The sequence below is a fragment of the Holophagales bacterium genome, from assembly GCA_016719485.1.
Taxonomy (GTDB): Bacteria; Acidobacteriota; Thermoanaerobaculia; order UBA5066; family UBA5066; genus UBA5066.
This window is the reverse complement of sequence record JADJZB010000004.1, coordinates 104,848-128,657: the sequence shown is the minus strand read 5'-3', so window position 1 is coordinate 128,657 and position 23,810 is coordinate 104,848. Positions and strand designations below refer to the sequence as shown.

22 protein-coding genes and 5 pseudogenes are annotated in these 23,810 nt (G+C 68.1%); 7 read left to right on the top strand and 20 right to left on the bottom strand.

All coding sequences use genetic code 11. The annotated features are described in order from the left end of the window. Window positions 1-47 precede the first annotated feature (47 nt). The gene (locus IPN03_03570) at window positions 48-1,481 is read right to left on the bottom strand and encodes an NnrS family protein (GenBank protein MBK9372814.1); all 1,434 of its coding nucleotides are present in this window, start codon (window positions 1,479-1,481) and stop codon (window positions 48-50) included. A 36-nt stretch (window positions 1,482-1,517) separates the two neighbouring features. Here IPN03_03570 and IPN03_03565 point away from each other — a divergent pair, with 36 nt between their 5' ends. Continuing rightward, the gene (locus tag IPN03_03565; GenBank protein ID MBK9372813.1) at window positions 1,518-1,979 is read left to right on the top strand and encodes a carboxymuconolactone decarboxylase family protein; all 462 of its coding nucleotides are present in this window, start codon (window positions 1,518-1,520) and stop codon (window positions 1,977-1,979) included. Window positions 1,980-2,030: 51 nt separating this feature from the next. Beyond that, on the top strand, window positions 2,031-3,323 hold the full coding sequence (locus IPN03_03560) for an NAD(P)/FAD-dependent oxidoreductase (protein MBK9372812.1): 1,293 nt from the start codon (window positions 2,031-2,033) through the stop codon (window positions 3,321-3,323). A 13-nt stretch (window positions 3,324-3,336) separates the two neighbouring features. Here IPN03_03560 and IPN03_03555 read toward each other — a convergent pair whose 3' ends face one another. The 7 genes and pseudogenes from IPN03_03555 to IPN03_03525 form a co-directional block, all read right to left on the bottom strand. Next, window positions 3,337-3,552, bottom strand: a complete 216-nt coding sequence (locus tag IPN03_03555; GenBank protein ID MBK9372811.1) for a DUF2945 domain-containing protein — start codon at window positions 3,550-3,552, stop codon at window positions 3,337-3,339. After that, window positions 3,549-3,947, bottom strand: coding sequence for a hypothetical protein (locus IPN03_03550; GenBank protein ID MBK9372810.1), 399 nt, complete (start codon window positions 3,945-3,947; stop codon window positions 3,549-3,551). The genes IPN03_03555 and IPN03_03550 overlap by 4 nt, the downstream gene beginning before the upstream one ends. Window positions 3,948-4,000: 53 nt before the next feature. Then, on the bottom strand, window positions 4,001-4,987 hold the full coding sequence (locus IPN03_03545) for a DNA-3-methyladenine glycosylase 2 family protein (GenBank protein MBK9372809.1): 987 nt from the start codon (window positions 4,985-4,987) through the stop codon (window positions 4,001-4,003). 44 nt (window positions 4,988-5,031) lie between these two features. Continuing rightward, entirely contained in the window at window positions 5,032-5,577 is a 546-nt protein-coding gene (locus tag IPN03_03540) for a DUF488 domain-containing protein (protein MBK9372808.1), read from the bottom strand. 115 nt (window positions 5,578-5,692) lie between these two features. Next, complete coding sequence (gene tal, locus IPN03_03535; GenBank protein ID MBK9372807.1) at window positions 5,693-6,772, bottom strand: transaldolase; 1,080 nt, start codon at window positions 6,770-6,772, stop codon at window positions 5,693-5,695. 43 nt (window positions 6,773-6,815) lie between these two features. Continuing rightward, complete coding sequence (locus tag IPN03_03530) at window positions 6,816-7,691, bottom strand: hypothetical protein (GenBank protein MBK9372806.1); 876 nt, start codon at window positions 7,689-7,691, stop codon at window positions 6,816-6,818. Then, a pseudogene (locus IPN03_03525) lies at window positions 7,688-9,470 on the bottom strand (hypothetical protein). Before IPN03_03525 ends, IPN03_03530 begins: the two are co-directional and overlap by 4 nt. Before the next feature lie 159 nt (window positions 9,471-9,629). On the opposite strand from IPN03_03525, the gene IPN03_03520 reads away from it, so the two are divergent. After that, window positions 9,630-10,076 (top strand): PAS domain S-box protein, encoded by a 447-nt coding sequence (locus IPN03_03520; protein ID MBK9372805.1) that lies wholly within the window; start codon window positions 9,630-9,632, stop codon window positions 10,074-10,076. Between the two features lie 15 nt (window positions 10,077-10,091). Beyond that, a pseudogene (locus tag IPN03_03515) lies at window positions 10,092-11,263 on the top strand (FAD-dependent oxidoreductase). 82 nt (window positions 11,264-11,345) lie between these two features. Here IPN03_03515 and IPN03_03510 read toward each other — a convergent pair. Next, on the bottom strand, window positions 11,346-11,543 hold the full coding sequence (locus tag IPN03_03510) for a hypothetical protein (GenBank protein ID MBK9372804.1): 198 nt from the start codon (window positions 11,541-11,543) through the stop codon (window positions 11,346-11,348). Between the two features lie 187 nt (window positions 11,544-11,730). Here IPN03_03510 and trpS point away from each other — a divergent pair. Together trpS and IPN03_03500 are read left to right on the top strand one after the other, a co-directional pair. Then, window positions 11,731-12,702, top strand: a pseudogene (gene trpS, locus IPN03_03505) (tryptophan--tRNA ligase). Window positions 12,703-12,862: 160 nt separating this feature from the next. Continuing rightward, window positions 12,863-14,284: a hypothetical protein gene (locus IPN03_03500; protein ID MBK9372803.1), complete on the top strand. Its 1,422-nt coding sequence runs from the start codon at window positions 12,863-12,865 to the stop codon at window positions 14,282-14,284. 66 nt (window positions 14,285-14,350) lie between these two features. Here IPN03_03500 and IPN03_03495 read toward each other — a convergent pair whose 3' ends face one another. From IPN03_03495 to IPN03_03470, 6 genes are all read right to left on the bottom strand, one after another. Beyond that, complete coding sequence (locus IPN03_03495; GenBank protein MBK9372802.1) at window positions 14,351-14,752, bottom strand: methyltransferase domain-containing protein; 402 nt, start codon at window positions 14,750-14,752, stop codon at window positions 14,351-14,353. Window positions 14,753-14,769: 17 nt separating this feature from the next. Beyond that, window positions 14,770-14,967, bottom strand: coding sequence for a hypothetical protein (locus tag IPN03_03490; protein MBK9372801.1), 198 nt, complete (start codon window positions 14,965-14,967; stop codon window positions 14,770-14,772). Window positions 14,968-14,969: 2 nt separating this feature from the next. Then, on the bottom strand, window positions 14,970-15,449 hold the full coding sequence (locus IPN03_03485) for a DUF542 domain-containing protein (protein MBK9372800.1): 480 nt from the start codon (window positions 15,447-15,449) through the stop codon (window positions 14,970-14,972). Between the two features lie 232 nt (window positions 15,450-15,681). Next, window positions 15,682-16,080: a hypothetical protein gene (locus IPN03_03480; GenBank protein ID MBK9372799.1), complete on the bottom strand. Its 399-nt coding sequence runs from the start codon at window positions 16,078-16,080 to the stop codon at window positions 15,682-15,684. 100 nt (window positions 16,081-16,180) lie between these two features. Next, the gene (locus IPN03_03475; protein MBK9372798.1) at window positions 16,181-16,738 is read right to left on the bottom strand and encodes a TolC family protein; all 558 of its coding nucleotides are present in this window, start codon (window positions 16,736-16,738) and stop codon (window positions 16,181-16,183) included. Continuing rightward, complete coding sequence (locus IPN03_03470; protein MBK9372797.1) at window positions 16,735-17,487, bottom strand: TolC family protein; 753 nt, start codon at window positions 17,485-17,487, stop codon at window positions 16,735-16,737. Before IPN03_03470 ends, IPN03_03475 begins: the two co-directional genes overlap by 4 nt. Before the next feature lie 77 nt (window positions 17,488-17,564). Here IPN03_03470 and IPN03_03465 point away from each other — a divergent pair, with 77 nt between their 5' ends. Then, the gene (locus tag IPN03_03465) at window positions 17,565-18,650 is read left to right on the top strand and encodes an IS5 family transposase (GenBank protein ID MBK9372796.1); all 1,086 of its coding nucleotides are present in this window, start codon (window positions 17,565-17,567) and stop codon (window positions 18,648-18,650) included. Between the two features lie 180 nt (window positions 18,651-18,830). Here IPN03_03465 and IPN03_03460 read toward each other — a convergent pair. The 5 genes and pseudogenes from IPN03_03460 to IPN03_03440 form a co-directional block, all read right to left on the bottom strand. Next, a pseudogene (locus IPN03_03460) lies at window positions 18,831-19,952 on the bottom strand (ABC transporter permease). Between the two features lie 5 nt (window positions 19,953-19,957). Beyond that, a pseudogene (locus tag IPN03_03455) lies at window positions 19,958-21,089 on the bottom strand (ABC transporter permease). Further along, the gene (locus tag IPN03_03450) at window positions 21,086-21,877 is read right to left on the bottom strand and encodes an ABC transporter ATP-binding protein (GenBank protein ID MBK9372795.1); all 792 of its coding nucleotides are present in this window, start codon (window positions 21,875-21,877) and stop codon (window positions 21,086-21,088) included. Before IPN03_03450 ends, IPN03_03455 begins: the two are co-directional and overlap by 4 nt. Next, window positions 21,864-22,808: an ABC transporter ATP-binding protein gene (locus IPN03_03445; GenBank protein ID MBK9372794.1), complete on the bottom strand. Its 945-nt coding sequence runs from the start codon at window positions 22,806-22,808 to the stop codon at window positions 21,864-21,866. The genes IPN03_03450 and IPN03_03445 overlap by 14 nt, the downstream gene beginning before the upstream one ends. 3 nt (window positions 22,809-22,811) lie before the next feature. Further along, window positions 22,812-23,804 carry an efflux RND transporter periplasmic adaptor subunit gene (locus tag IPN03_03440; protein MBK9372793.1) on the bottom strand — a complete coding sequence of 331 codons (993 nt, stop codon included), beginning with the start codon at window positions 23,802-23,804 and terminating at the stop codon, window positions 22,812-22,814. Between the last annotated feature and the right edge of the window lie 6 nt (window positions 23,805-23,810).

Genomic DNA, 23,810 nt, shown 5'->3' with positions numbered 1-23,810 from the left:
AGGGTCCGATCGCCCTCTACTACGCCGCGCGCGATCCCGAGGCCGGGCTACGCGAGCGCCGCCGCGCGCGAGCGACGTGCGCTCAGCAGGCGCGGAACGATCCAGCTGGCCCACCAGGTGAGACCAGCAACCTCGAGCACCCCCGAGGCGCCGGCCGTCAGGAAGGCGACGGGGGTCAGGTCGGTCAGCACCTGCTGCGTGACGCGCAGCGTGCAGCCGAGATTCACCAGGATGAACGGTGCGAGCGGCAGTGCCGCACCGGTCGCTGAGCTTCCCGCCGGCCGCGGCGCGATCCGAGAGGCGACGCCGACCATCATCAGGCTGACGAAGCCGACAGTGATCGCGTGCCGGGCGGCGCCGTACCATGCATGCGAGAACCGGAGATCGAGCAGGTGAGACCAGAGCGGCCCGGCGACCAGCATTGCGAGGGAAACGCCGAGCCAAGCGTGCGCCGCGCGCACGAAGGCGAGCGGCGAGAGCCGTGGCAGCTCGAGGCGCGGCCGCGCGAAGGCCCGCAGGTTGGCGGTGGCGAGGGCGGCGCAGACGGCGAAGACGATCGACGCCGCCCAGGTCGCGACGAACAGGATCGGCCGGCGGGTGATCATTGCCAGCGGGAAGAGGGCGGTTTCGGCGAGCACCGCGAGCTGGAGCGGCCAGAAGAGGCGGTACGCACGGCGCTCGTCGGCGACCGGCGTGCCGAACAACCCGGGCAGGACGCGCAGAGAGACGCCGAGGATCATCGACAACGCGAGACCGTGGATCTGCAGATCGCGCAGCGGCAGCTGCCAGACCGCGATCTCGGCGAGCAGCGCCTCGCGGTTGGGGGCGCCGATCGTGAGCGCGAGGTGGCGCAGGTCGAGAAGGGCGGCGAGCAGGAACCAGACGAGGCCCGCCCCGAGGTAGAGGTCGGCGACGCGCCCGCGCGCCTCCTCTCGGCACGCCGTGGCCACGAGCTGCGCGACGAAGGTCACGACGACCGCGAGCTGCAGTGCTCCCGCCGCGATCGCGAGGTCCGCGAAGCGGCCGACAGGGTGCGCCTCGGCGACGGCGCGTACCGCGGTCGCGAGCACCATGAGCGGCAGCATCAGGCGCGCTAGCCGCGGCGCCGCCAGACGCACCCCCCAGAAGGCGGGGAACATGTGAAGAGCGAATCCCAGGATGAACAACCCCATCCAGCCGTAGATCTGCGCCTGGCCGTGGGCGTTGATCTCGAAGATCGAGGGTGCCGAGAAGTCGCGCGCGCGAGCGATGCGCAACAGCAGCCAGGCGCCCCATCCAGCCCCAGCGGTCAGAGTGACGCCGATGCCGGCGAGGAAGAAGCGCGAATAGAGAAGCCCGTCCGACGCGGTACCGGACGGGCCGGCTCCTCTCGTGCCCAGCGCCGCCCCGAGCGGCAGGCCGGCGGGGGCGGACGACGCGGCCCGAGAAGGGCTAGTAGACATGATTGTCATCATGTTATGGTCGAGAAGTAGGGGAGTCAAATCTCCCGAATGGGGGAAGCACGATTGGAGGCGGATATGAAGCCCAGAACCGAATATGCCAAAGTCGCTCCCGACGGCCTCGCGGCAATGCTCGGGCTCGAGAGCTACGTCCATGGCTCCGGGCTCGAGGCCGGACTGATCGAGCTCGTGAAGGTGCGGGCCAGCCAAATCAACGGATGTGCCTATTGTCTCGACATGCACACCAAGGACGCACGCGCCGCGGGGGAGAAGGAGCAGCGTCTCTACGCGGTCGCGGCATGGCACGAGGCGCCCTTCTTCAGCGAACGCGAGAGGGCGGCGCTGGCCTGGACCGAGGCCGTGACCCTGGTCGGCGAGACCCACGTGCCCGACGAGGTGTACGAGCTGGCGCGACGGCACTTCGTCGAGAAGGAGCTGGTCGACCTCACGCTGGCGATCGTCGCGATCAACGGCTGGAACCGCCTGGCGATCGCGTTCAGATCGGTGCCCGGCAGCTATAAGCCGGAGCTGAGCCGGTAGGAAACCGGGGAATGGCACTTGCCAGATAACGGGAAAGCGGTGGTGGCCACGATGCCGGGCGAAAGCCCCCCGCCACGCGTCGTGATCGTGGGTGGCGGGTTTGGTGGACTCTACGCTGCCGAGGCCCTTGCGCGCGCGCCCGTGCAGGTCACCGTGGTGGATCGCGCCAACCACCACGTCTTCCAGCCTCTTCTGTACCAGGTCGCGACGGCGAGCCTGACGCCGAGCGACGTCGCCTATCCGATCCGCGTGGTGCTGAGCGGCCAGCGGAACACGACTGTGATGCTGGCCGAGGCGACGGCGGTGGACGTGGCGGAGCGGAAGGTGGTCCTGAAGGACGGGTGGATCGCCTACGACTATCTGATCGTGGCCCCTGGCGCGCGCCACTCCTACTTCGCGCATCCGGAGTGGGAAGAGCTCGCCCCCGGCCTCAAGACGGTGGAGGACGCTCTGGCGATTCGGCGGCGCGTGCTTCTCGCCTTCGAGCGGGCCGAGCGGGAGAGCGATCCGGAGCGACGGCGCAGCCTCCTCACCTTCATCCTGGTGGGGGGCGGCCCGACTGGAGTCGAGCTGGCGGGCGCGATTGCCGAGATCGCCTGCAAGGGAATGGCGAAGGACTTCCGGCACATCGACCCTCGCGACACGCGCACGATCCTGGTGGAGGCGGGCCCCCGCATCCTGCCGATGTTCCCCGCGAGCCTCTCGGCAAAGGCCGAGCGCTCGCTGCAGCGGCTTTGCGTGGAGGTCCGGACAGGCGCTTCCGTCACGACCATTTCGCCGGGCGCCGTGACCATCGGCGAGGAGCGCGTGAGCGCGGCGACGATCCTCTGGGCCGCGGGCGTCCAGCCATCGCCGCTCGCTCGCTCGCTCGGCGTCCCGCTCGATCGCATCGGCCGGGTGATCGTCAACCCCGATCTCACCATTCCGGGGCATCCCGAAGTATTCGTGGTAGGCGACCTGGCGGCGTGCACTGGCCGCGACGGTCGGCCGCTCGCCGGCCTGGCGCCGGTCGCTCTGCAGCAGGGCCGCCACGCGGCGCACAGCATCCTCCGCGCCATGCGGGGGCAGCCCCTTACGTCGTTCTGCTATCGCGATCGCGGGACCATGGCGGCGATCGGACGGGCGGCGGCGGTCGTCGACATCCGCGGGCTGCGGCTGTCGGGGTTCCCTGCCTGGCTCGTGTGGTGCTTCATTCACATCCTGTGGCTGATCGGGTTCCGCAACCGCTTCGTGGTGCTGTTCGAGTGGGCGTGGGCCTACTTCACACGGCAGCGCTCATCAAGGCTCATTGTGGGCGTGGGACAGCCGACGGCCCCGCCGACGCCTCCACGATCCGGAGATTGATCTGCAGCTCTCTCTACTCGCGCACCCTTCTCAACGCAGTCGCCTTGTGCATTGCGATGTGGTCGGTCTTGTCGCTCTTGATTTCGTACTGTGGCTCGTCCTCGCTCGCGTGGTGGGTGTAGCCCTTGTAGTCGACGTCCTTGGTGTGCACCTTGATGATCGTCCCGCGGACCCGCCCGGCTTCTGAGTTCCACGTCACGTGACCCCCGACCCTGAACTCTCTCTTCACGAGATCTCTCCTCGTGTGGCCCGTTCGAGCTCCACCTCCACGCGCAAGGCCTCGAGATCCCGATGAACGAAGGCCGCCGCCAGCCTCCTGCCGCTTCGGCTATAGGTGATGGTGCAGTCGCGCGTGTCGCCGTCGAGCTGTCCGTCGAGCTCGGCCTCGTCCCAGCCCTCGGCGTGACCCACATAGACGAGGCCGAAATCGTACTGCTCGGTCCAGAAGAACGGAACGGCGTCGAACCGCTCCCGCCGGCCCAGCATGTTCCGCGCCGCCGTCTGTCCCTGGCGCTCGGCGACGACCCAGTGTTCGACGCGGATGCGCTCACCGGTGAGTGGGTCCGGCCAGCGCACGATATTGCCGCCGGCGAAGATCCCGGGAACGTTGTTCTCGAGGTGCATGGCGCCGTCGGGCACTTGCTCGAGCGCGATTCCCGGGGCGAAACCAGGTCCGCTCACCACCTTCGCTGGTTCGTTAATTCGATCTCCTTTGGGCGCCGAGCCCGGCCCGTAGGTTCCGATGCGGCGAGGCTACGGCGGGGCGAAGTCCCGGGGGTCGCCGCCGCGGCGGAAGCGCGCCCAACGTCGTTCCGAGCCTCCAGGCGCGCAAGCAACAGAAGGTAGTAGAGCATTCCCTGCTGAGGACTCAGTGCACGGAGAACAGTCTCGATATCGACCTGCGCCGGTCCGGACACGAGCATGAGAGTTCGCGCCACGCTGGTGTCGTGGGCGGGGAACACGTCGAGGCGCCCGAGCCCTCGAAGAAGGAGGATGGCAGCCGTCCCTGGACCGATCCCCTTGATCCCGCGTAGGAGAGCCGCGGCGGCGGGACTCGGGCGCTCCTCCAGCATGGTCTCGTCGAGAGCGCCTGTCGCGAGCGCTTCGCCGACCCGCCGCACGGTCGTGAGCTTGCCGAGGCTGAGGCCGGCCGCGCGCAACAGGTCGTCTTTCACGCCCTGTATCGTCGCGGGGCCCGGAAATGCGTAGAGGGGCACGCCCCCGCTGTCCAGGGGCGGGCCGAGAGCGACGATCAGGCGGCGGATGATCGCGCTGGCTGCCTGCAGGCTGACCTGCTGGAAGACGATCGCGTTGACGCAGGCCTCCCAGAGGGTCGGATAACGAGGCGGCCGGACGCCGCGCGTTCGAGCCGCCAGGCGCGTCAGCCACGGCATGCCCGCCGCCGTGCGGTCGAAGTGTGTCAGGTCACAGTCGACGCCCAGCATCCGGCGCACGAGCACGAGCGCCCCACAGTGCTCGCGCTCGTCCCCCTCGATCGTCACCGTGAGCATCTCCGGACTGACCTGGGTGACATCAACGGTCACCGGATGGCGCGCCCCTCCGAGAACGCGCCGGTACTGCCCATCCGGCGTGAGCAGATCGACGACGTTCGTCGACAAGCGCCGTAGCACGCTCACCGTGAGATCGAGTCGGTAGGGAGCCACGACGGGACATTCATACCGCGAGCGCGAGACGGTGGGGCGTGCGTCTACCGGCATACGGGGAGACCTCGTTCAGGCACGGGGTAGGAGACGCCCGCCTGGGCGTCCACGACCGCGAAAGGCGTCAGCAACGCCGGCGCGCTCTTCGTTCGGGTGAAGAGATGGACCACGGCCATGCCGTGCGCGAGCACGTGGTCGGTGACGATACGCCGGTGGCAGCGCCACCAGACGGCTTCGGCGCACATGATGGCGCACGTCTGCCCCGAAGCCATGTGGAGCAGCGCGTGCAGGCCGTCCCGGAACGACGGGGTGCGGGCGTAGTCGGCGTAGTTGCGGAACGACCGGCGTACCCACCCGGCGTTGGTGCCCTCTTCCGCAATCTCGACGTTCGTGCGAAGGCCCCCGAGCGCGGGAAGATGGACGTAATCGAGGCCCGCGCCGGCCAGCGTCTCCGGCAGCACCTCGATGCCAAACTGCGGGTTGGTTCGCGACCTCGGGATGCTGCGGATATCGACGACGCGGGTCACCGACGCCGCGCGAAGAACGTCGATGAGCTCGCTCGCCGAACGGGTCGAATGCCCGATCGTGTACAGCGTCCGCCGGTCTGCTTCGGGCGGCGCCCCGGGTGTCGTCGGCCGGTGCGTCACACGGCGCTCGTCCGGTGCGGCGCCCGGACGAGCGGTCGCCCCCTCAAGGACCTTCCGGGACTCATTTCGACTCGAGCGCTGCGCGCATTTCGGTGAGGCGCCCGAGGAGCGCCGTCCACGATTTCACGAACGCCCGCGCGCCGTCGCGTTGCAGCTGGATCGCGAGCGCGTCGACGTCGATGCCAGCTCCGACGAAACGCGCCAGCACCGCTTCGGCGTCGCCGTCGACAGCCATCACGCCGCGGAGCTGGCCGTGCTCCGCAAAGGCGAGGAGGGTCTTCGCGGGAATCGTGGCGATGGTATCGGGGGCGGCCAGCGCTTCGACGTACAGCGTGTCCGACGCCCCGGGGTCCTTGGTCCCCGTGCTGGCCCAGAGCAGCCTCTGGGGACGTGCGCCGGCGGCGGCGAGCCAGCGCGACCGCGGCGACGCCAGCAGCTCGCGATAGGAGCGGTAGGTGCGCGCCGCGACCGCGATCCCGAGCCGGTTGCGCAGGTCGGCCGGCACCTTGTCACCGGTTCCCGCGTCCCACCGGCTCACGAACAGCGAAGCGACCGATGCGACCCGCGGCTCGAGCCCGGCGGCGATGCGACGTTCGATGCCGCGAAGATAGGCCTCGGCTGCGGCGAGATACTGCTCGCGAGAGAACAGCAGCGTCACGTTGATCGGCACCCCGGCGAAGATCGACTCCTCGATCGCCGGGATGCCTTCGGGCGTGCCCGGAATCTTGACGAACAGGTTCGGCCGATCGGCCTGCCGGTGAATCCGCGCCGCGCCCTCGATGCTGCCCGAAGTGTCGTTGGCCAGCAGGGGCGACACTTCCATCGAAACCCAGCCATCGACGCCATCCGTGGCGTCGAAGACCGGCCGGAAGAGGTCGGCGGCGCGGCGAAGGTCTTCCAGCGCCAGATCCAGGAACAGCGCCTCAGCGGACTGCCCGGATGCCGCCTTGTCGCGTATGCCTTCGTCGTAGGCGGCGGAGCCCGCGAGGGCCTGGTTGAAGATGGTCGGGTTCGAGGTCAGACCGGTGAGCGAGAGCTCGTCGACGTAGCGGCGCAGGGTACCGTCGTCGAGGATCTCGCGCGTGATGTTGTCCAGCCACAGGCTCTGGCCGAGGTCCTGGAGCTGCCTGGTCCTGCTCATGATCGCCTCCAGCTCGCCCCGGGATGCGACGGGTGCCCGCATCTTACGCGTGGTCGAGCAGCTGTTCGAGCACATAGTTCAGGATTCCGCCCGCCGAGAAGTACGCGGCTTCGATCGGCGTGTCGATCCGGACACGAGCGGTACCGACTCGCGCTGCTCGCCTTGACGTTCGATGTGCAGGATTGCCGGCTGGCGCGGGCGAAGAGGCGCACCAAGGTCCAGGTCGAATCGCTCCGTAGTCCAGTCCGGCAATGACGATCAGGGGCAATCCCTCGGCGCGGTACCGCTCGGCGGCGTCGTAGATGCCCATGCGCTCGCCGCCAGGCTGGTGGAGGGTGATGCCGCCCTCGACGTGAGGCACCATCAGGTTCCGGATTCGCACGTTGGCAAACGTCCCGCGGACCATGACCTCGTGGTTGCCTCGCCGCGCGCCGTAGCTGTTGAACTCCGGGACGGAAACGCTCTTGCCGCCCAGGTAGCCGCCGGCCGGCGACACCGGCTGGATCGCCCCCGCCGGGCTGATGTGGTCCGTCGTGATCGAATCACCGAATATCGCGAGCGCCCGCGCACCGGAGATCCCGTCCGGCGGCGCAGCCGCCATCGAAGGCTCGAAGTACGGCGGCTCGCGGATATAGAGCGACGCCGGGTCCCATTCGTAGTCGTGCCCCGTCCCGGCAGGGATCAGGTTCCACAGCGGGTTCTGGTGGGCGAAGTCGGCATAGACGCGCCGGTACTCCGCGGGATCGAACGCGCTCCCCAGCAGCGCATCGACTTCCTGCATGGACGGCCATACGTCGCGGAGGTGGAACTCGCGTCCGTCGACGACACCGAGTGGCTCGCGCGTGAGATCGACGTCGATTCGGCCGGCGATGGCAAAGGCCACGACCAGCGGAGGGCTCATGAGGAAGTTCGCTTTCACGCTCTGGTGGATGCGGACCTCGAAGTTGCGATTTCCGGAGAGAACGCTGACGCCGATGACGTCGTTCCTGGTGAGCGCCTCTTCGAGCCCACGATCGAGAGGTCCCGAGTTGCCGATACAGGTGGTGCAGCCGAACGCCACGACGTGGAACCCCAGCCGGTCGAGGAACGGCTGTGGCCGGTCCTCGTCAGGTACTCGCTCACGACGCGTGAGCCGGGCGCGGCCAAGCGGAGGTCTTCACCCACGGCTTGACCCTGAGCCCTCGCTCGACGGCGTTCTTCGCCAGCAAGCCCGCGGCCAGCATGACCCGCAGGGTTCGACGTGTTGGTGCATGAGGTGATGGCGGCGATGACGACGTCGCCGTGAGCCAGCTCGCAGGTTGAAGGGCGCGCAGCCTGCCCGCTCGCCTCGCCGAGCCGGTCGGGCGTCGGCCGGTCGTTCATCATCTCGGTCTCGGTGAGCGTGTTGGTGTCCTTCGCACGTCCGTCGGGAAGCGTCTCGATCGACTGTTCACCGCCGCCCGGCTGTGGGTCGGCCGCGTCCCCCAGCTGCACCGTCACGCGGCGAGCGGCGTCGGCGGCCGACTTGCCGTAGCCCTCGGGATCGGTCAGAAGGGAGAGGAATGTCTTCTTGAGTCGTCCCAGAGCGATCCGGTCCTGTGGCCGCTTGGGGCCGGCGACCGACGGCTCCACGGCGCCGAGGTCCACGTCGATCACGGTCGTGTAGTCGCACTGGCCGCGCTCGGGCATGCCGAAGAGCCCCTGGGCCTGGAAGTAGCGACGCACCGTCTCCACGTGCTCGTCGCTCCGGCCGGTCGCCTGGAGATAGCGACAGGGATTGTTCATCGACGGGGAAGAAGCCGATCGTCGCGCCATACTCCGGCGCCATGTTCCCGAGCGTGGCTCGGTCGGGCACGGACAGGCTCGCGGCCCCCTCACCGTGAAACTCGACGAGCTTGCCGACGACCCGTGCCTGCCGTAGAAGCGAGGTGATGTGCAGGACCAGATCGGTCGCGGCCACCCCCCCACGCAGCCGACCGTAGAGATGCACGCCGACGACGTCGGGCAGGAGGAGGTAGACCGGCTGTCCGAGCATCGCCGCCTCCGCCTCGATGCCACCGACGCCCCAGCCGACGACCCCGAGCCCGTTGACCATCGTCGTGTGCGAGTCGGTGCCGACCAGCGAGTCGGGGTACACCACACCGTTTTTCTCGAGGACGCCGCGCGCCAGGAATTCGAGGTTCACCTGATGGCAGATGCCGAAGACGGGCGGGACGATCCGTAGCCCGTCGAATGCCTGCGCCCCCACTTGAGAAGCGGTAGCGCTCGCCGTTACGGCGGAATTCCATCTCCGTGTTGGGCTGGAGCGCTTCGCTCCGGCCGAAGTAGTCGACCTGGACCGAGTGGTCGACGACGAGATCGACGGGAACCAGCGGCTACACCCGCTCGACGTCCCCGCCGTGGCGCGCTCCCGCAGAGCGCATCGCGGCGAGATCGACGAGGAGCGGCACGCCGGTGAAGTCCTGCAGGGGGACGCGGCCGACGACGAAAGCACCTCCGCAGTCCGCGTGGCGCTCGGCTGCCAGGGCGCGAGCGTTTCGACGTCCTCGTCGTGGATGCGCCGGCCGTCGCGATTGCGGAGCACCGATTCGAGGAGGATTCGGAGGCTCACCGGCAGCCGCGAGATGTTGGCGACCCCTGCTCTCTCGAGCAGCGGGAGCGAGTAGTAAGTGCCAGATGCTCCGGAGGGCAGAGGCAAACGCTGGTCCACGTCGATCATGGCTCTCTCATGACTCTCTCTGAGCCTGATGCCGAGCCCACTCCGCCCGCCGTCGACGATCCCTTCGGTGCAGCGAAGGACCCTGTTGCAGGCCCGATTCGGGTATCGTATCGCGCGGGACGGTACGAAACGCCTGCTCATCCGTTCCCCCGAGGTTCGATGACTGCGCTCCCTGACGATCTCCTCCGCCGCATCCTGGACGGCTCGCCCGATGCGATCCTGATCAGCGACCAAGAGGGTACGGTGCGGTACTGGAACGCCGGGGCCGAGCGGGTCTTCGGCTTCCGCGCCTTCGAGGCGCTCGGAGTTTCGATGGACTTCATCATCCCCGAGCGGCTTCGCGGCCGGCACTGGGCCGGCTGGAAGACGACCATGAAGACCGGCGTCACCCGCTACGGTGAGGGCCAGCTGCTCGCCGTGCCTGCGCTCCACAAGGACGGCCGGCAGATCTCCGTCGAGTTCTCGATCCAGCTGCTGAAGGACGTCGGGGGCCGGATCGAGTGGGTGGTGGCGGTGATGCGCGACGTGACGGAGCGCTACGGCCGCGAGAAGGCGCTTCGAGCCCAGCTGAAGGTCCTGGAGGCGAAGGCGACTGGCCAAACCTAGGAGGAGGGGGGACCGATGTCCGACTTCAAGTACGTGGTGATCGGCGCCGGGATGACGGGGCACGCCGCGGCGCAGGGGATCCGGTCGATGGACGCGAGCGGGTCGATCGTCCTGCTCGGTGAGGAGCCGGTGGGACCGTACTCGCGGCCGCCGCTCACGAAGGGTCTCTGGACGGGGCAAGAGGAGGGCTCGATCTGGCTGCCCGCCGTCGAGGGCGTCTCGAGTCGCACCGGTGCGCGCGTCGTCGCGATCGACCGGGTCTCGCGGCGGGTCGCGCTCGAGAGAGCGAGACCGTCGGGTACGAGCGGCTCCTCCTCGCGACGGGTGGAACCCCGCGGCGCCTGCCCTTCGGCGGCGACGAGGTCGTCTACTACCGGACCGTCGCGGACTACCAGCGCGTCCGGGCGCTCCCGGTGGGCAAGCACGTGGCGGTCGTCGGCGGAGGCTTCATCGGCTCGGAGATCGCGGCTTCGCTCGCGACGGCTGGCTATCGAGTGACGTTGCTCTTCCCCGATGAAGGGATCGGCGGGCGTCTCTTTCCGCGAGAGCTCGCGGTGCACCTGAACGACTACTATTCGGAGCGTGAGGTCGAGGTCCGGCCGGGGGAGCGCCTTACCGGGCTCGAGGCTCACGGCCCCGGGTTCACGCTGAAGACCGACCGGGGCGAGATCCGGGCCGACCTCGTGGTGGCGGGGCTCGGCATCATCCCGAACGACCGCCTCGCCGCAGAGGCCGGACTCGCCGTGGACGACGGCATCCTCGTGGACGAGAGGCTGCGTACGTCAGACCCGGCCGTCTTCGCCGCCGGCGACGTCGCGCGGTTCTCGAGCCCGGCGCTCGGGCAGCGGATCCGGGTCGAGCACGAGGACAACGCCAAGTGCATGGGGCGGGAGGCCGGCCGCGCGATGGCCGGGGCGGACGTCGCCTACCGCCATCTGCCCTTCTTCTACTCGGACCTCTTCGACCTCGGATACGAAGCGATCGGTGAGCTCGATCCGCACCTCGACGTCGTCGCCGACTGGAAGGAGCCGTTCCGCAGAGGCGTCGTCTACTACCTCGGCGGCGACGGCCGCGTGCACGGTGTGCTGGCATGGGGCGTCTTCGGCAAGATGGACGCCGCGCGGAGCCTCATCGCGGAACCAGGTCCGCATGTTCCCGAGGCTCTCCGCGGGAGGATCCCTGCCTGACGAAGCAGCTCGCGAAGAGGTCGTCCCAGAGGCCGCCTTGACGCCCTCTTAGAGCGACTCGAGCAGCGCGTTCAAGGATGTTTCAGCGGGCCTTCTTGTTCGCTTGTAAGTGTTTGCCCGCGGACTCTTCGAGAGCGTTGAACCTGTCGACTCTTTCGTAGTGATAGAGCTTCGTCGTCAGGTCGAGGGGGTTCACGAGAACTCGCTTGACGATGTTGACGATGCCGGCGCCGTCTTCGAACGAGAACTTGTCGGGGACGGTCATTTCGCCGGCAGGCATGACCAGGTTGCCCCAGTAACTGCCGAGCTGGCCAGAGCGAGTGGATGCGGGGACTTTCCGAACGTCTCTCATCGTGAAGCTACTCCGAGCGGGGAGGACCGCCGCGTTTAGAGTCTATGTCTTCCTCCCCGCAGCTCGGCCTTCGCGCCACAGCGACATGCCGTACGATTCCGGGCTCGGAGGTCCGATGCGTATCCTCTCGGGTGTCCAGCCGTCGGGGAGTCTCCATCTCGGGAACTACCTGGGCGCCATCCGTCAGTTCGTCGCCCTGCAGGCTCACCCTCGAAACGAGTGCTGCTTCTTCGTCGCCGATCTGCACGCGATGACGACGATTCACGACGGGAAGGTGCTGCGGTCCCTCGCTCTGCAGGTTGCCGCGGACTACCTCGCGCTCGGCCTCGACCCGGAACGCGCGGTCATCTATCGCCAATCGGGCGTGCCACAGGTCACGGAGCTCGCCTGGATGCTGTCGACGGTGACGCCCATGGGCCTGCTGCAGCGCGGGCACTCCTACAAGGACAAGCTCGCGCGGGGGATCGCACCGACCCACGGCTTGTTCGCGTATCCCGTGCTGATGGCCGCGGACGTCCTGATCGTCGGGCCGACCGGGTGCCGGTGGGCCGGGATCAGAAGCAGCACCTCGAGATGACCCGTGACATCGCCGGGGCCTTTAATAACACCTGTGGAGAACAGATCCTGCGGCTTCCCGAGGCGGTGATCCTGCCGGGCGCCTCGGTGGTGCCGGGGATCGACGGCCGGAAGATGTCGAAGTCCTATGGCAACGCCATCGAGCTGTTCGCCCCCGAGAGAGATCCGGAGGTCCGTGATGTCGATCGTTACCGATTCGACACCGCTCGGGGCCCCGAAGGCCACACGGGGCAGCACGCTCTATTCCCTTCTGAAGCTGCTGACGCCAGACGGTGAGTGGCCGGCCACCCGGAAGCTCTTCAGCGAGGGCGGCCACGGCTACGGCGAGATGAAGAGTCGCCTGCTCGGCCTGATCCTGGACACGTTTCGCACGGCCCGGCTCCGCCGGGAGGAGCTGCTGCGGGACCCCGGCTTCGTCGAATCGGTGCTGCGGGCCGGGGGCGAGCGCGCCAGAGCCATGGCTGGGCCGGTGATGGCCGAGTGCCGCCGCGTCTGCGGCCTCGTCGGGTGAGGTGTGAGGCGTGCCTCTCCCGAACCCGCCTGCCTCGAGGACCGCGATCTTCATGCCGGCAGTGTGTTCCCCGGGTCGCCGCACATAATCGCGCGGCGCACGGCGCGCCTCGCCTGTCGAAGGACCGGAGACCGAGGTTCGGTCCTGTCCCGGGGGTCTCATGACTCGTGATCGGCGCAGGCTCGCGCGCCACTGGCTCGTGCTGGCGGTCGCATCGCTCGCCGGCAGCGGGGTGCTCGCACTGGCCGTGGCCGCGGCTCGGGTGCCGATCCTGGCACGCCACCTCACGGACACGGACCTCGCTCGCCGTGCGCTGATCGTCCATGTCGGGCTCGGTGTCGTGGCCGCGTTCTCCGCGCTGCCGGTGGCGCTCTTTCACTTCCATCGGTTGACAGCGGGGCAGTCGCCGAGGGCGAGCCGGGCGGCCGCCTTGGCGCCATGGCTCTCGAGCGTCGGGGCGTTGCTGCTCCTCGGCGGGCTCCTGCCCGGAGTGGGCACCGTTCACCCCGTCAACTACGTGCCGCTCGTCGCTCATCCGCTCTACGAGGCCGGGCTGGTGCTCTTCTTCGCCGGCGTCGCTTCGACCTATCTCGACCGTGGATTCCTCGGCGTCGGCACCCGACGGTCCGTCCTGCCGGCGGGCGTCGGAGGACCAGCCGGGTTTGCTCCCGTGGTCGCGGTAACGCTCGCCGCGACGGGCGGCCTGGTCCGCCTGGGGGCGATCTACGTCCTGCTGGCGGTGGCCGCGCTGGGAGCGGGAATCGTGCGCCTCCCCGACGGTCTGGACGACATGACCCGATTCGAGATCCTGATGTGGGGTCCCGGCCACGTGCTCCAGCTCGCGAACGTCGCCTTCGTCCTGGTCGCGTGGGCGCTGCTCGCTGCCTGGGGATCGGGGCGGCGGATCGTCGACCGTCTGTCGTGGATCTCTCTCTCGCTCGCGATCCCGCTCCTCCCGATCCTCGACCTCCTGGCGCGGGGGCCGATGTGGCGGTTCCACCGTTCTGGATTCGTGCTGGTGATGCAGTGGGCGCTCTTTCCCGCGGTCCTGCTCTTTCTCGCGCTCGTCCTCGCACCGCACTTCAGGGTCCGGGAGATCCGCCCGGACTCGCCGTCGCGGGCAGCGCTCTGGCCGCTTTCGGCGAGCGTCGCGCTGATGCTGGTCGGCTTTGTCTACGGGGCGCTGATCCGAGGTTCCGACCTGCGCATTCCGGGCCACTACCACGCCTGTATCGGTGCGGTAACGCTCGCGTACATGGCGCTCACCCTGCTGCTGCCCGGTACGGTGCCGGGCGCGGCCGATTCCTCTCGGGCGCTGCGCCTCGTGGCCGTTCTCTACGGCGTGGGCCAATTCGTCTTCTCAACAGGCCTCATGCTCGCGGGCAGCTATGGTCTGGGCCGGAAAGCCTACGGCGTCGAGCAGCAGATCGACCACGTGGGGCAGGGACTCGGTCTCGGCGTGATGGCGGCCGGTGGCCTGCTCGCCTTTGCCGGCGGCGCGGTCTGGGCAGTTGCCGCGCTGCGCCGGCTGCGGGCGCCGAGCGCCGGTGGATCCCCGACCGCAGGGGAAAAGCCAGGATGACGGCGCAGCGCCACCAGGGAGAGAGAGGCTTCTCCGAGAGGTCCTTCGACTCGTCCGGCTCCGCTTTCAGGACTTTCGGACGGCGCGAAAGGTCCCTTCGAAGATCACCGGGCCGCCCTGCGTGATCGTGCGACCGGCGACAGGGCGGTTGTACTCGGTGAGCGGCCCCGGTGGGTCCTTCTCGAATCCGGCGCGAAGGAGCTCCGCCCTCAGCTCCGCCTCGGTCAGGAAGCACTGGGGCTCACCCGCGAACTGGGTGAACACGAACGACTCGCCCGGGACGGGCCGGGCGTCGTGGGGGAGCGTGTCGCGGGAGAAGGTGAAGACGAACAGACCCGCACCCGGCCGGGCGACGCGGGCTGCCTCTGCGATCGCGCGGCGGAGCTCCGCCCCGGATCGCGCGAGGTTCCAGACGCCGTGCGCGACCACGAGGTCGATGCTCGCGTCGTTCAGCGGCAGAGCGTCCATGGGCGCACGGACGAGGGTCACCCGATGCGCCCGATCACCGCGGCTCCCGCGGCCGCCATGGGCGCTGCGTTGCGGGCGGCCCCGCAGCCCACGTCGAGGACGCTCAGCCCCGGCCGGCGGGCGAGCTCGCCCCGGACGTAATCCAGGAGAACTTCGTTGGCGGCGGCCGTCGAGAAGCCCCGGACGACCCCGGCGTCCTCCCAGCGGCCGGCCACGGTCAGGGGGTTCCCGCCGCGGACGCTCGACGAGCCCCCGCGCGAGCATTCAGGCTGACGACCCGAGGGTCCTCTTCCACCGCGAGGTGGGGCTCCAACTCTGACCGCAGCTCCCGGTAAACGGCTGCGAGGTCGTTCAGCTCGGCGTGCCGCTCACCGTGGACCTCGGCCACCTTGTCGGCCATCCGCCCGAGACGGGGAAGGTCCTCCCGCAGCGCCAGGTGGTAGCGCGAGACGATGTGATCGAGCAGGGCCCCGAGCGGGGCGTCGGTGAAGACGCGATCCTCCGGTACCTCGCGTGCGGCGGCGGCCGCGATTTCGGCCGCCACGGCTTCCACCGCGGCGCCGTGCTCGCGGCAGGCCTCGCCGAGCGGGCGGTGCCCTCCGCAGCAGAAGTCGATCCCGTGACGCTCGAAGACCTCGATGCTGCGGGGGTGGTGAGCCGCGATGTCGGCGACCAGCGTGTCGGGCGTGATCTCCATCGTCTCTCCTTCGTCCGTCTCTCAGTGCCCGTGCTTGGCCGCGGGCGCCCGGCGTGGGCGGAGGCCGACGTGGTGGCGTTCAGGTGCAGGCGCTCGACGTAGTGCGTGAGCTCCACGTACGCCTCCACGAACTCGCGGCCGGCGGCCACGCTCGCATCGGCCTGCTTCTTCGTGGCGGCCGCCCGCGCGAACCGCTCGCGGATCCCCTCCTCGACGTGGTGCGTGATGGCCTTCACCAGCTTGTCGGCGTTGCCGCTGTCGAGCGCCTGGTCGGCCAGGGCGATGGCCAGCTCGACGGGCGTCCCGGCGGGCAGGATGCCGGTGTAGGGCGCGCCTTCTCCGCCCGGTGGATCCTCACGAGGTTCTCGAAGAAGAACTGGTCCGCGAGCGCCTGGGCGTCGGGGCCCTTTTGGCGGACCGCGAGCGCCCGTGTGAAAGCCGCCCTGATCTCGGATTCCGCCGCGGGCTTGACCCACTTGAGGACGGGGGTGATATCCCCTTTCTCGAGCGCGACCTTCGCGGCGGCGACGACGGGTCCGTCGGCCGTGTCGCAGTGGGCCAGAACCGGACGGGCCGCCAGGATCGCTCCCAGGACGGCGGTGACGACGAAGGACGTTTTCAGGATTCTCATCTCAGCTATCTCCTTTGCTTCTCTGTTCGAGCCACCCTCTCGGGGTGGCGTCTCCGGCAAGATTGGGCTCGTACCTCTGTCTGTCAATGCAGCCGTTGAATCAGAACGCCCCTTCCGCCCATTTCAGGCGGACACCTGCCAGCTGCACGCCGAGAACCGCCTGGACGTGACCGGACTCCGCCTGGGTCAATGCCGCCTCGGCGTCGAGCAGGTCCGTGATGCTGCTGGCTCCCGCTTCGTACCGGGCCCTGACGAATCGGAGCGTCTCGGTCGCCTCGTCCTCGAGCACGTCGGTCTGGACCACCGCCTGCCGGGCCTCGAGAAGCCTCGCGTGGGCCGTCCAGACCTCCTGGTCGATCCGGGCCTGGAGCTGCGCGAGCTCGGCTTCCTTCAGAGCCGCCTCGCTCGCGGCCTTCCGCCTCTTGTGTTTCGACGCGAAGCCGGTGAAGACCGGAATCTGGACGGCCAGCCCGGCCGACCAGTCCTTGTCGGCCGGCACGAAGCTGTCGTCGCGCCAGCCAAAGGCCCCGTCCGCTCTCACCCGAGGCCCGAAGCCGGCCTTTGCAGCGGTGATCCCCTTCTTCGCGGCTGCGACCGTCAGCTGAAGCGCTTGCACCTCGGGGCGCTGCTCCCGGGCACGCACCAACGCTGCCGTCATCGGGCAGTTCCGTCCCCCCGCAACGCAGTGTCCTCCGCGATCTCCACGGGGCGATCGACGGCGAGCCCCATGGCCACGTTCAGGTTGCCCTTCGCAATCCGTACGTTGCTCTCGGCCCTCACGAGGGCGAGCTCGGCATCGGCCACCTCGACCTGCGCTCTCAGGACGTCCGCCTGGGGCACAGCACCTGCGGCCTTGCGTGCCGAAGCGGTCCTCAAGTGATCTCGTCTCCGCGTGACGCGGGTGGCGGCTGCGACCCCGGCCGCCTGGTTCGCAAGGAGGTAGTAGTAGGCCTGTCGCACTCCCAGGACGACATCCTGGAGGGCGCGCCGGGCATCCTCCACCGTGGCGGCCCTGCCCAGCGTCGCCGCGTCGAGCTCGGCTCGTCTCAGGCCGCTGTCGAAAAGGACGTAGCTCGCCTTCAGGCCGGTCATCCAATCGTTGGTCGGGCCCACGGTCGTCGCCGGCGCGCTCAGGCCCTCAGGCAGGAAGGCGTGGGTCTCGAACCGGCGGTAGCGGGCGTCGAAGCCGACCTCCGGGTAGAACGGTGCCCGAGAGATGCCCACCGCCGCCGTCGCGACGGCTGTGCCTTCCTCGGCCGCCCGAAGAAGCGGGCTCTTCTCGATGGCGATCTTCTCGCAAGCTTCGAGATCGAGCGGGAGGCTCGCCGCCGGCTGAGCCGTCATCGGGAACGCGGTCGCCGAAAACAGGACGAACGCGCCGGCCGAGCGGAGGAGGAGAGCGAGCAACGGGGGAGTTAACAGGGTGCTGAAAAGATCAGCTCCGAACCGTTGACAGAACGGCTACTGCGCCGCACCTTGCGGACGTGCGCGGAGACATCGAGAAGCAGCCCGACCTGATCGTTACGGTGACCCCGGAGGAGTTGGTGCCCCGGGATCACCCGATCCGAAACGTGAAAGCGGTCGCCGACGAGGCCCTCCGACGGCTTGGGCCGAGGCTCAGCGAGCTGTACTCGGAACGGGGTCGCAAGTCCGTTCCACCTGAGGTGCTTCTCAAGGCGCAGATCCTGATCGCCCTCTACAGCGTCCGCAGCGAGCGTCTCTTCTGCGAAAGGCTCCAGTACGACTTCCTGTTCCGCTGGTTCCTGGATCTGCCCGGCGTCGGCACGGCTTTCGACGCGACGACGTTCTCGAAGAACCGCGAGAGGCTTCTGACGGCTGACGTCTATCTCGACTTCTTCTCGGAGGTCGTGGAGGAAGCCCGGCGTCGCCGGCTCCTTTCGGACGATCACTTCACGGTCGACGGCACGATGATCGAGGCCAACGCCTCCCTGAAGAGCTTCCGGTCGCGGCAGGGCGGAGGAAAGCCCCCGGCCTCCGGCGGGCGAAACGCCGAAGTCGACTTCAAGGGAGAGGAACGGAAGAACGATACCCACGCTTCGACGACCGACCCCGACGCCAAGCTGTATCGGCGCGGAAACGGCCAGGTCGCTCAGATGGCCTTCCTCGGGCACGCGCTCATGGAGAACCGACATGGCCTCTGCGTGGGAGCGACCGTTACGGAGGCCGATGGATATGGAGAGCGGGTCGCGGCCCTGGAGCTGGTCGAGGCCGTCCGCGGCAAACGGCGGATCACTCTCGGAGCCGACAAGGGGTACGACACCCACGACTTCGTCGAAGAGCTTCGGCAACGCAACGTCACGCCGCACGTCACGCAGAACACCAGCGGCCGCCGGAGCGCGATCGATGGCCGGACAACGCGGCATTCGGGATACACAGTCAGTCAGGTCCGACGAAAGAGGGTCGAGGAGATCTTCGGCTGGATGAAGGCCACGGCCGGGAAGGCGAAGACCCGATTCCGAGGGATTCGCCGGGTTACGGCCGACTTCCTCTCCACGATGACCGCCTACAACCTCATACGCATGGCGCGTCTGGAGCCCGCCACCCCCTGAGGAACGGTCCCACCCGAGGCGCCTCCCGAGCGGATCGGGCGGCGAAGGCGGGCGATCGGGACCTGAACACGAGCGAATCGTCGCCGTCGCGGCGTCCTCTTGATCCTCTTCGACGGCGATTCCCCCGAAAAGTGGCATCTCTTCAGCAGCCTGTTAATCGAGTGTGCATCGTGTTTGCCCTCACGCGAGCGTCTTCTTGAACTTCAGGAGGCCAGGCCCAGCATCGCGACGCCGAGGACGGCCAGGGGCGGCCATCTGCTCCCAGAGCACCGGAAGGCCCACACCCTTGAGGAAGATGCCGCGAATGATCACGAGGAAATACCGGAGGATTCGCGAAAGTCAGCCATTGAACGACCGTCGGCATGTTGGCGATGGGGAACATGAAACCGGACAGCAGAACGGCCGGGAAGTAGAAGAAGAAGGCGCTCATCATCGCCTGCTGCCGTCCGGCTCACGGTGGAGATCAGCAGGCCGATCCCGATCGTGCTCATCAGAAAGAGCGTCGTGGCCACGAAGAGGAGCGGCAGGCTGCCGCGAATCGGGACGTCGAACCAGAAGACGGCGATGCCGGTGATGAGGAGCACGTCGAGGTACGCGATGAGAGCGAACGGGATCGTCTTGCCGAGAATGAACTCCACCTGGCGAATCGGCGTCACCATGATCTGCTCGATGGTGCCGATTTCCTTCACGCACGACGGCCATGCTCGAGAGCATCAGCGTGACGAGCAGCACGATCAGCGCGATGACCCCGGGAACGTAGAAGTGGCGGCTCTCCAGGTTCTCGTTGAACCAGGGCGCGGGACTCGAGCACGACGGCCAGGGCCACGGGCTTCGCGCCGGGCGACCTGGCGAGGCGCTGGGCCACCACGTCCTCGTTGTATCGTCCCGTAACGGCGCCAGCGTAGTTCAGGACGAGTCCTGCGGTGTTCGAGTTCGTCCCGTCGACGAGAACCTGGAGCTGCGCCCCTCGCCCTTTCACCGCCTCGCCGAACCCGGCATTCATCCGGATGACGGCACGCACCTGCCCCTGTCGAGCAGGTCTTGCGCCCGCGCATCCGTGTCCACGCGTTCGACGATCCGGAACCAACCCGAGTCGACGAACCGGGCCACGAGCTCGCGGCTCTCGACGGTGCTGTCGAGATCGAAGAGCGCCGTCCGGACGTTGCTGACGTCGGTCGACACCGCGTAGCCGAAGACCATCGCCTGGACGATCGGCATCAGGACGAGGACTCCCTTCATCCGTGGATCCCGTAGGATCTGGATGAACTCCTTGATCAGCATTCTCTTGATTCGTTCGAGCATCGGCGTCACACCAGCTTCTTCTTGAACTTGAAGATGGCCAGGACCAGCATGGCCGCCGCGAAGATCGCGAGCAGACCCGCCTCGAAGGCGAGGACGTCCAGGGCCGACGCCCTTCAGGTAGATTCCCTTCAGGAGCGCGACGAAGTAGCGCGCCGGCACGGCCAGCGTGATCAGCTGGACGGCGCGAGGCATGTTGTCGATGTCGTACATGAAGCCCGACAGCAGGAACGCCGGGAGGAACGTCGCGACCATCGCCAGCTGGCTCGCGAGAAGCTGGCTCTTCGTGACGATGCTGATCAGCATGCCCAGCGAGAGAGCGCCCACCAGGAAGATCGCCGCCATCCCGAAGAGGAGGGGCACGCTCCCCCGGAGCGGGACGTGAAAGACGAACTGCCCCATCAGGACCGACAGGAGCACGTCGAGCATCCCGATCCCCACGTACGGGAGGAGCTTGCCGAGAATCAGCTCCGGCCCCTTGAGCGGCGTGGAGACGAGCTGCTCCATCGTCCCGCTCTCCCACTCCTTGGCCACCGTGAGCGAGGTGAGGAGGGCGGCGATGACCATCATGATGACGGCGATCAGACCCGGGATGATGTAGTTGCGCGACTCGAGGTCCTCGTTGAAGAGCACACGCGACCTGACGTCGAGCGGCCGCACGGCGGCCCGGGTGCCGGCCCGCCGGAGGGCTTCGATGGACGTGTCGAGCCCGTACCCTCGGACCACCCCCTCGGCGTAACCGATGGCGATGGCCGCGGTGCTGGCGTCGCTACCGTCCACGAGGAGCTGTAGGGACGTGGGACGACCCGCTTCGGGTCTGCCGAGTCCGCTGGGAATCACGAGACCCATCAGGGCGTCGCCTGTGTCGAGCGCTCTTTCGATGTCGTGGTAGCTGCTGGGCTGCCCCTTCACGGAAAAGTAGCGCGAGCCCGTAAAGCGGCTGACGATCTCGCGGCTCTGCGGCGTGTGGCTCTGGTCCCAGACGAGGAGGGGTACTTCGTCGACGTCGAGCGACAGCGCGTACCCGAAGAGGACGAGGAGAAGGAGCGGGATCGCGATTCCCATCCCGAGGCTTCGGGGGTCCCGAAGGATGTGGATCAGCTCCTTGCGGGAAACGGCGAGGAGGCGCCTCGGATTCATCGCGCCACCTCCTGCGTGGCGGACTTTGCGCTCTCCTCCTCGATGAGCGTCACGAAGACGTCTTCGAGTGTGACTCGCTCGGCCGGCGCCGCCGCCGAGACCTTCCCCTTCAGCTCCGACGGCGTGCCCAGCGCGATCAGCCGGCCGGCGTACACGAGACCCAGCCGATCGCAGTACTCCGCTTCCTCCATGTAGTGGGTCGTCACGAAGACCGTCACCCCGCGGGACGACATGTCGTAGATCAGGTCCCAGAAGGCACGCCGGCTGATCGGGTCCACGCCCGAGGTGGGCTCGTCGAGGAAAAGGACCGGGGGTTCGTGGAGGACCGCGCATCCGAGCGCCAGGCGTTGCTTGACGCCGCCCGACAGGGTGCCGCACCGCATCCCTCGTTGCTCCTCGAGGCCGGCCATCTGGATTACCCAGGCCTTGCGCTCGGCCCGCTTCACGCGAGGGATCCCGTAGATACCGGCGTAGAAGTCGATGTTCTCCTCCACGGTGAGGTCCTCGTAGAGCGAGAACTTCTGGCTCATGTAGCCGATGTTGGCCTTGATCCCCTCGGTCTGGGTCAGGACGTCGAAGCCCGCTACGGTTCCGGTCCCTTCCGAGGGACTGAGGAGGCCGCAGAGCATCCGGATCGTGGTCGACTTCCCGGCGCCGTTGGGGCCCAGGAAGCCGAAGATCTCCCCCCGAGCGACGTCCAGGCTGATGCCGCTCACGGCCACGAAGTCGCCGAAACGCTTCGTCAGGTTCCTCAAGGTCACGGCCGGGAGGTCGTCACGCGGTGGCATCGGCGGCTCCCGCTGCTCTCTGACCGAGAACGGAGATGAAGACGTCTTCGAGGGAGGGCGGCTTCTGGCGGATCCCGCGGAGCACGAGATTGTCGCCCGCGAGCGCCGCCTCGATGGCGGCTGTCGCCTGGCGAGGGTCTTGCGCCACCACGTGTATGCGGTCGCCGAAGAGGCCCACCGACGGCGACACTCCAGCCTTTCGCAGCGAGGCCGCCGCCGCTCTCGGCTGCTCGGCGGTCACCTCGAGAATGACGCCCTGAAGAAGCCCCTTCAGCTCGTCCGGAGTTCCCTCGGCAATGAGATGGCCCTGGTGGAGAAGGCCCACGCGCGTGCAGCGCTCGGCCTCGTCGAGGTATGCCGTGGAAACGAGGATCGTGACGCCGTCCTTCTGAAGCTCATTGAGGATTCTCCAGAAGTCCCGGCGCGAGACGGGGTCGACGCCGTTGGTCGGCTCGTCGAGGAAGAGGACCTTCGGCGTGTGGATCAGCGCGCAGACGAGGCCGAGCTTCTGCTTCATGCCTCCCGAGAGGTTCCCGGCGAGACGTTTCTTGAACGGCTTCATGTTCGAGAAAGAGAGGAGCTCTTCGATCCGCTCCTCCCGGCCCCGCCGGGGGACGCCGTAGATGTCGGCGTAGAAGTGGATGTTCTCGGCCACGGTCAGATCCGGGTAGAGCCCGAACCGCTGGGCCATGTAGCCGATCTCCTCCTTGATCCTCTCGGCCTCCCTCACCGTGTGGTGCCCACCGACGAAGGCGTCTCCGCTCGTGGGGTCCATGCTGCCGGTCAGGAGGCGAATCGTGGTCGTCTTGCCGGCGCCATCGGGCCCCACGAGACCGTAGATCTCCCCGGCCCCGATCCGCAGGCTCAGGCCCTTGACGGCTTCGATCGTGCCGAAGCTCTTCGTGAGCCCGTCGACCTCGATGGCGTCCATCGGCTACGCCCCGGACAGCTCCACCCAGGCGTCGGCCGGCATACCGGGTTTCAGCTCGTGGCGTGGGTTCTCGATGTCGACCTTGAGCCGGTAGACGAGCTTCACGCGTTCCCTGGCCGTCTGGACGCTCTTCGGTGTGAACTCCGCCTCCTGGGCGATGAACGAGACACGCCCGGCATAGACGGTGCCGGCGCTCCCGTCCGTCTCGATGCGGACGTGCTGGCCGAGCTTGACGCGTCCGAGGTCGGCCTCGTCGATGAATCCGCGCAGCCAGACGTTGCTCAGATCGGCCACGGTCACAACGGGGGTCCCGGGCGCCACGCGCTCTCCCGGCTCTATGTGATCCGTCAGAACCACCCCTGTCAGGGGAGACGCGATCGTGGCGTATCCGAGCCGGTTCCGGGCCACGTCGTTCGCGGCCTCGACCTGGCGGACCCGCTCGCGAGCCTCTGCGATCTGCTCCTTGCGTGGGCCGTTCGTCAGGAGTGCGAGCTTCTGGGAGACCTCCTGGACCTGCGCCTGTGTCGAGCGATAGGCCGCCTCGGCCACCTCGTATTCACGGCTCGAGATGACATCCTGGTCCCGGAGCTCTTTCTGACGCCTCAGCTCGGCCTCAGCCCTGGTCGCCTCGGCCCGGGCGCGCTCGAGGGCCGCCCGGGCCTGGCCGATATCCTCGACGCGGTAGCCAGCCGTCAGCTCCGCGAGGCGAGCCTGGGCCGCGCCCAGCTCGGCCCGTCGGAGCTCCAGCTCGTACTCGAGCTCTGCGGTGTCGAGGGTCGCCACGACCTGGCCTGCTTCGATGGGCATCCCTTCCGAGACGAGCCGTGTCGTCGTCTCTCCGGCGATGTTGAAGCTCAGCTCGACGCTCGTGACCTCGATGTTCCCCGAGATCTTCAAGACGTTCGAGGGCGCGGCGGGACGTGACCTCAGCCCGAAGTAGAGAGCGGCCGCGGCCACCGCGACGACGATCGGAATCACGATCAGACGTTTCTTCATTGGGTC

Excerpts from the sequence above, each read along its gene's own strand:
- IPN03_03565 (MBK9372813.1), top strand. The coding sequence starts at position 1,518 with ATGAAGCCCAGAACCGAATATGCCAAAGTCGCTCCCGACGGCCTCGCG.
- IPN03_03560 (MBK9372812.1), top strand. The coding sequence starts at position 2,031 with ATGCCGGGCGAAAGCCCCCCGCCACGCGTCGTGATCGTGGGTGGCGGG.
- IPN03_03550 (MBK9372810.1), bottom strand. The coding sequence starts at position 3,947 with ATGCACCTCGAGAACAACGTTCCCGGGATCTTCGCCGGCGGCAATATC.
- tal (MBK9372807.1), bottom strand. The coding sequence starts at position 6,772 with ATGAGCAGGACCAGGCAGCTCCAGGACCTCGGCCAGAGCCTGTGGCTG.
- IPN03_03520 (MBK9372805.1), top strand. The coding sequence starts at position 9,630 with ATGACTGCGCTCCCTGACGATCTCCTCCGCCGCATCCTGGACGGCTCG.
- IPN03_03510 (MBK9372804.1), bottom strand. The coding sequence starts at position 11,543 with ATGCCTGCCGGCGAAATGACCGTCCCCGACAAGTTCTCGTTCGAAGAC.
- IPN03_03500 (MBK9372803.1), top strand. The coding sequence starts at position 12,863 with ATGACTCGTGATCGGCGCAGGCTCGCGCGCCACTGGCTCGTGCTGGCG.
- IPN03_03495 (MBK9372802.1), bottom strand. The coding sequence starts at position 14,752 with ATGGACGCTCTGCCGCTGAACGACGCGAGCATCGACCTCGTGGTCGCG.
- IPN03_03485 (MBK9372800.1), bottom strand. The coding sequence starts at position 15,449 with ATGGAGATCACGCCCGACACGCTGGTCGCCGACATCGCGGCTCACCAC.
- IPN03_03480 (MBK9372799.1), bottom strand. The coding sequence starts at position 16,080 with ATGAGAATCCTGAAAACGTCCTTCGTCGTCACCGCCGTCCTGGGAGCG.
- IPN03_03475 (MBK9372798.1), bottom strand. The coding sequence starts at position 16,738 with ATGACGGCAGCGTTGGTGCGTGCCCGGGAGCAGCGCCCCGAGGTGCAA.
- IPN03_03450 (MBK9372795.1), bottom strand. The coding sequence starts at position 21,877 with ATGCCACCGCGTGACGACCTCCCGGCCGTGACCTTGAGGAACCTGACG.
- IPN03_03445 (MBK9372794.1), bottom strand. The coding sequence starts at position 22,808 with ATGGACGCCATCGAGGTCGACGGGCTCACGAAGAGCTTCGGCACGATC.
- IPN03_03440 (MBK9372793.1), bottom strand. The coding sequence starts at position 23,804 with ATGAAGAAACGTCTGATCGTGATTCCGATCGTCGTCGCGGTGGCCGCG.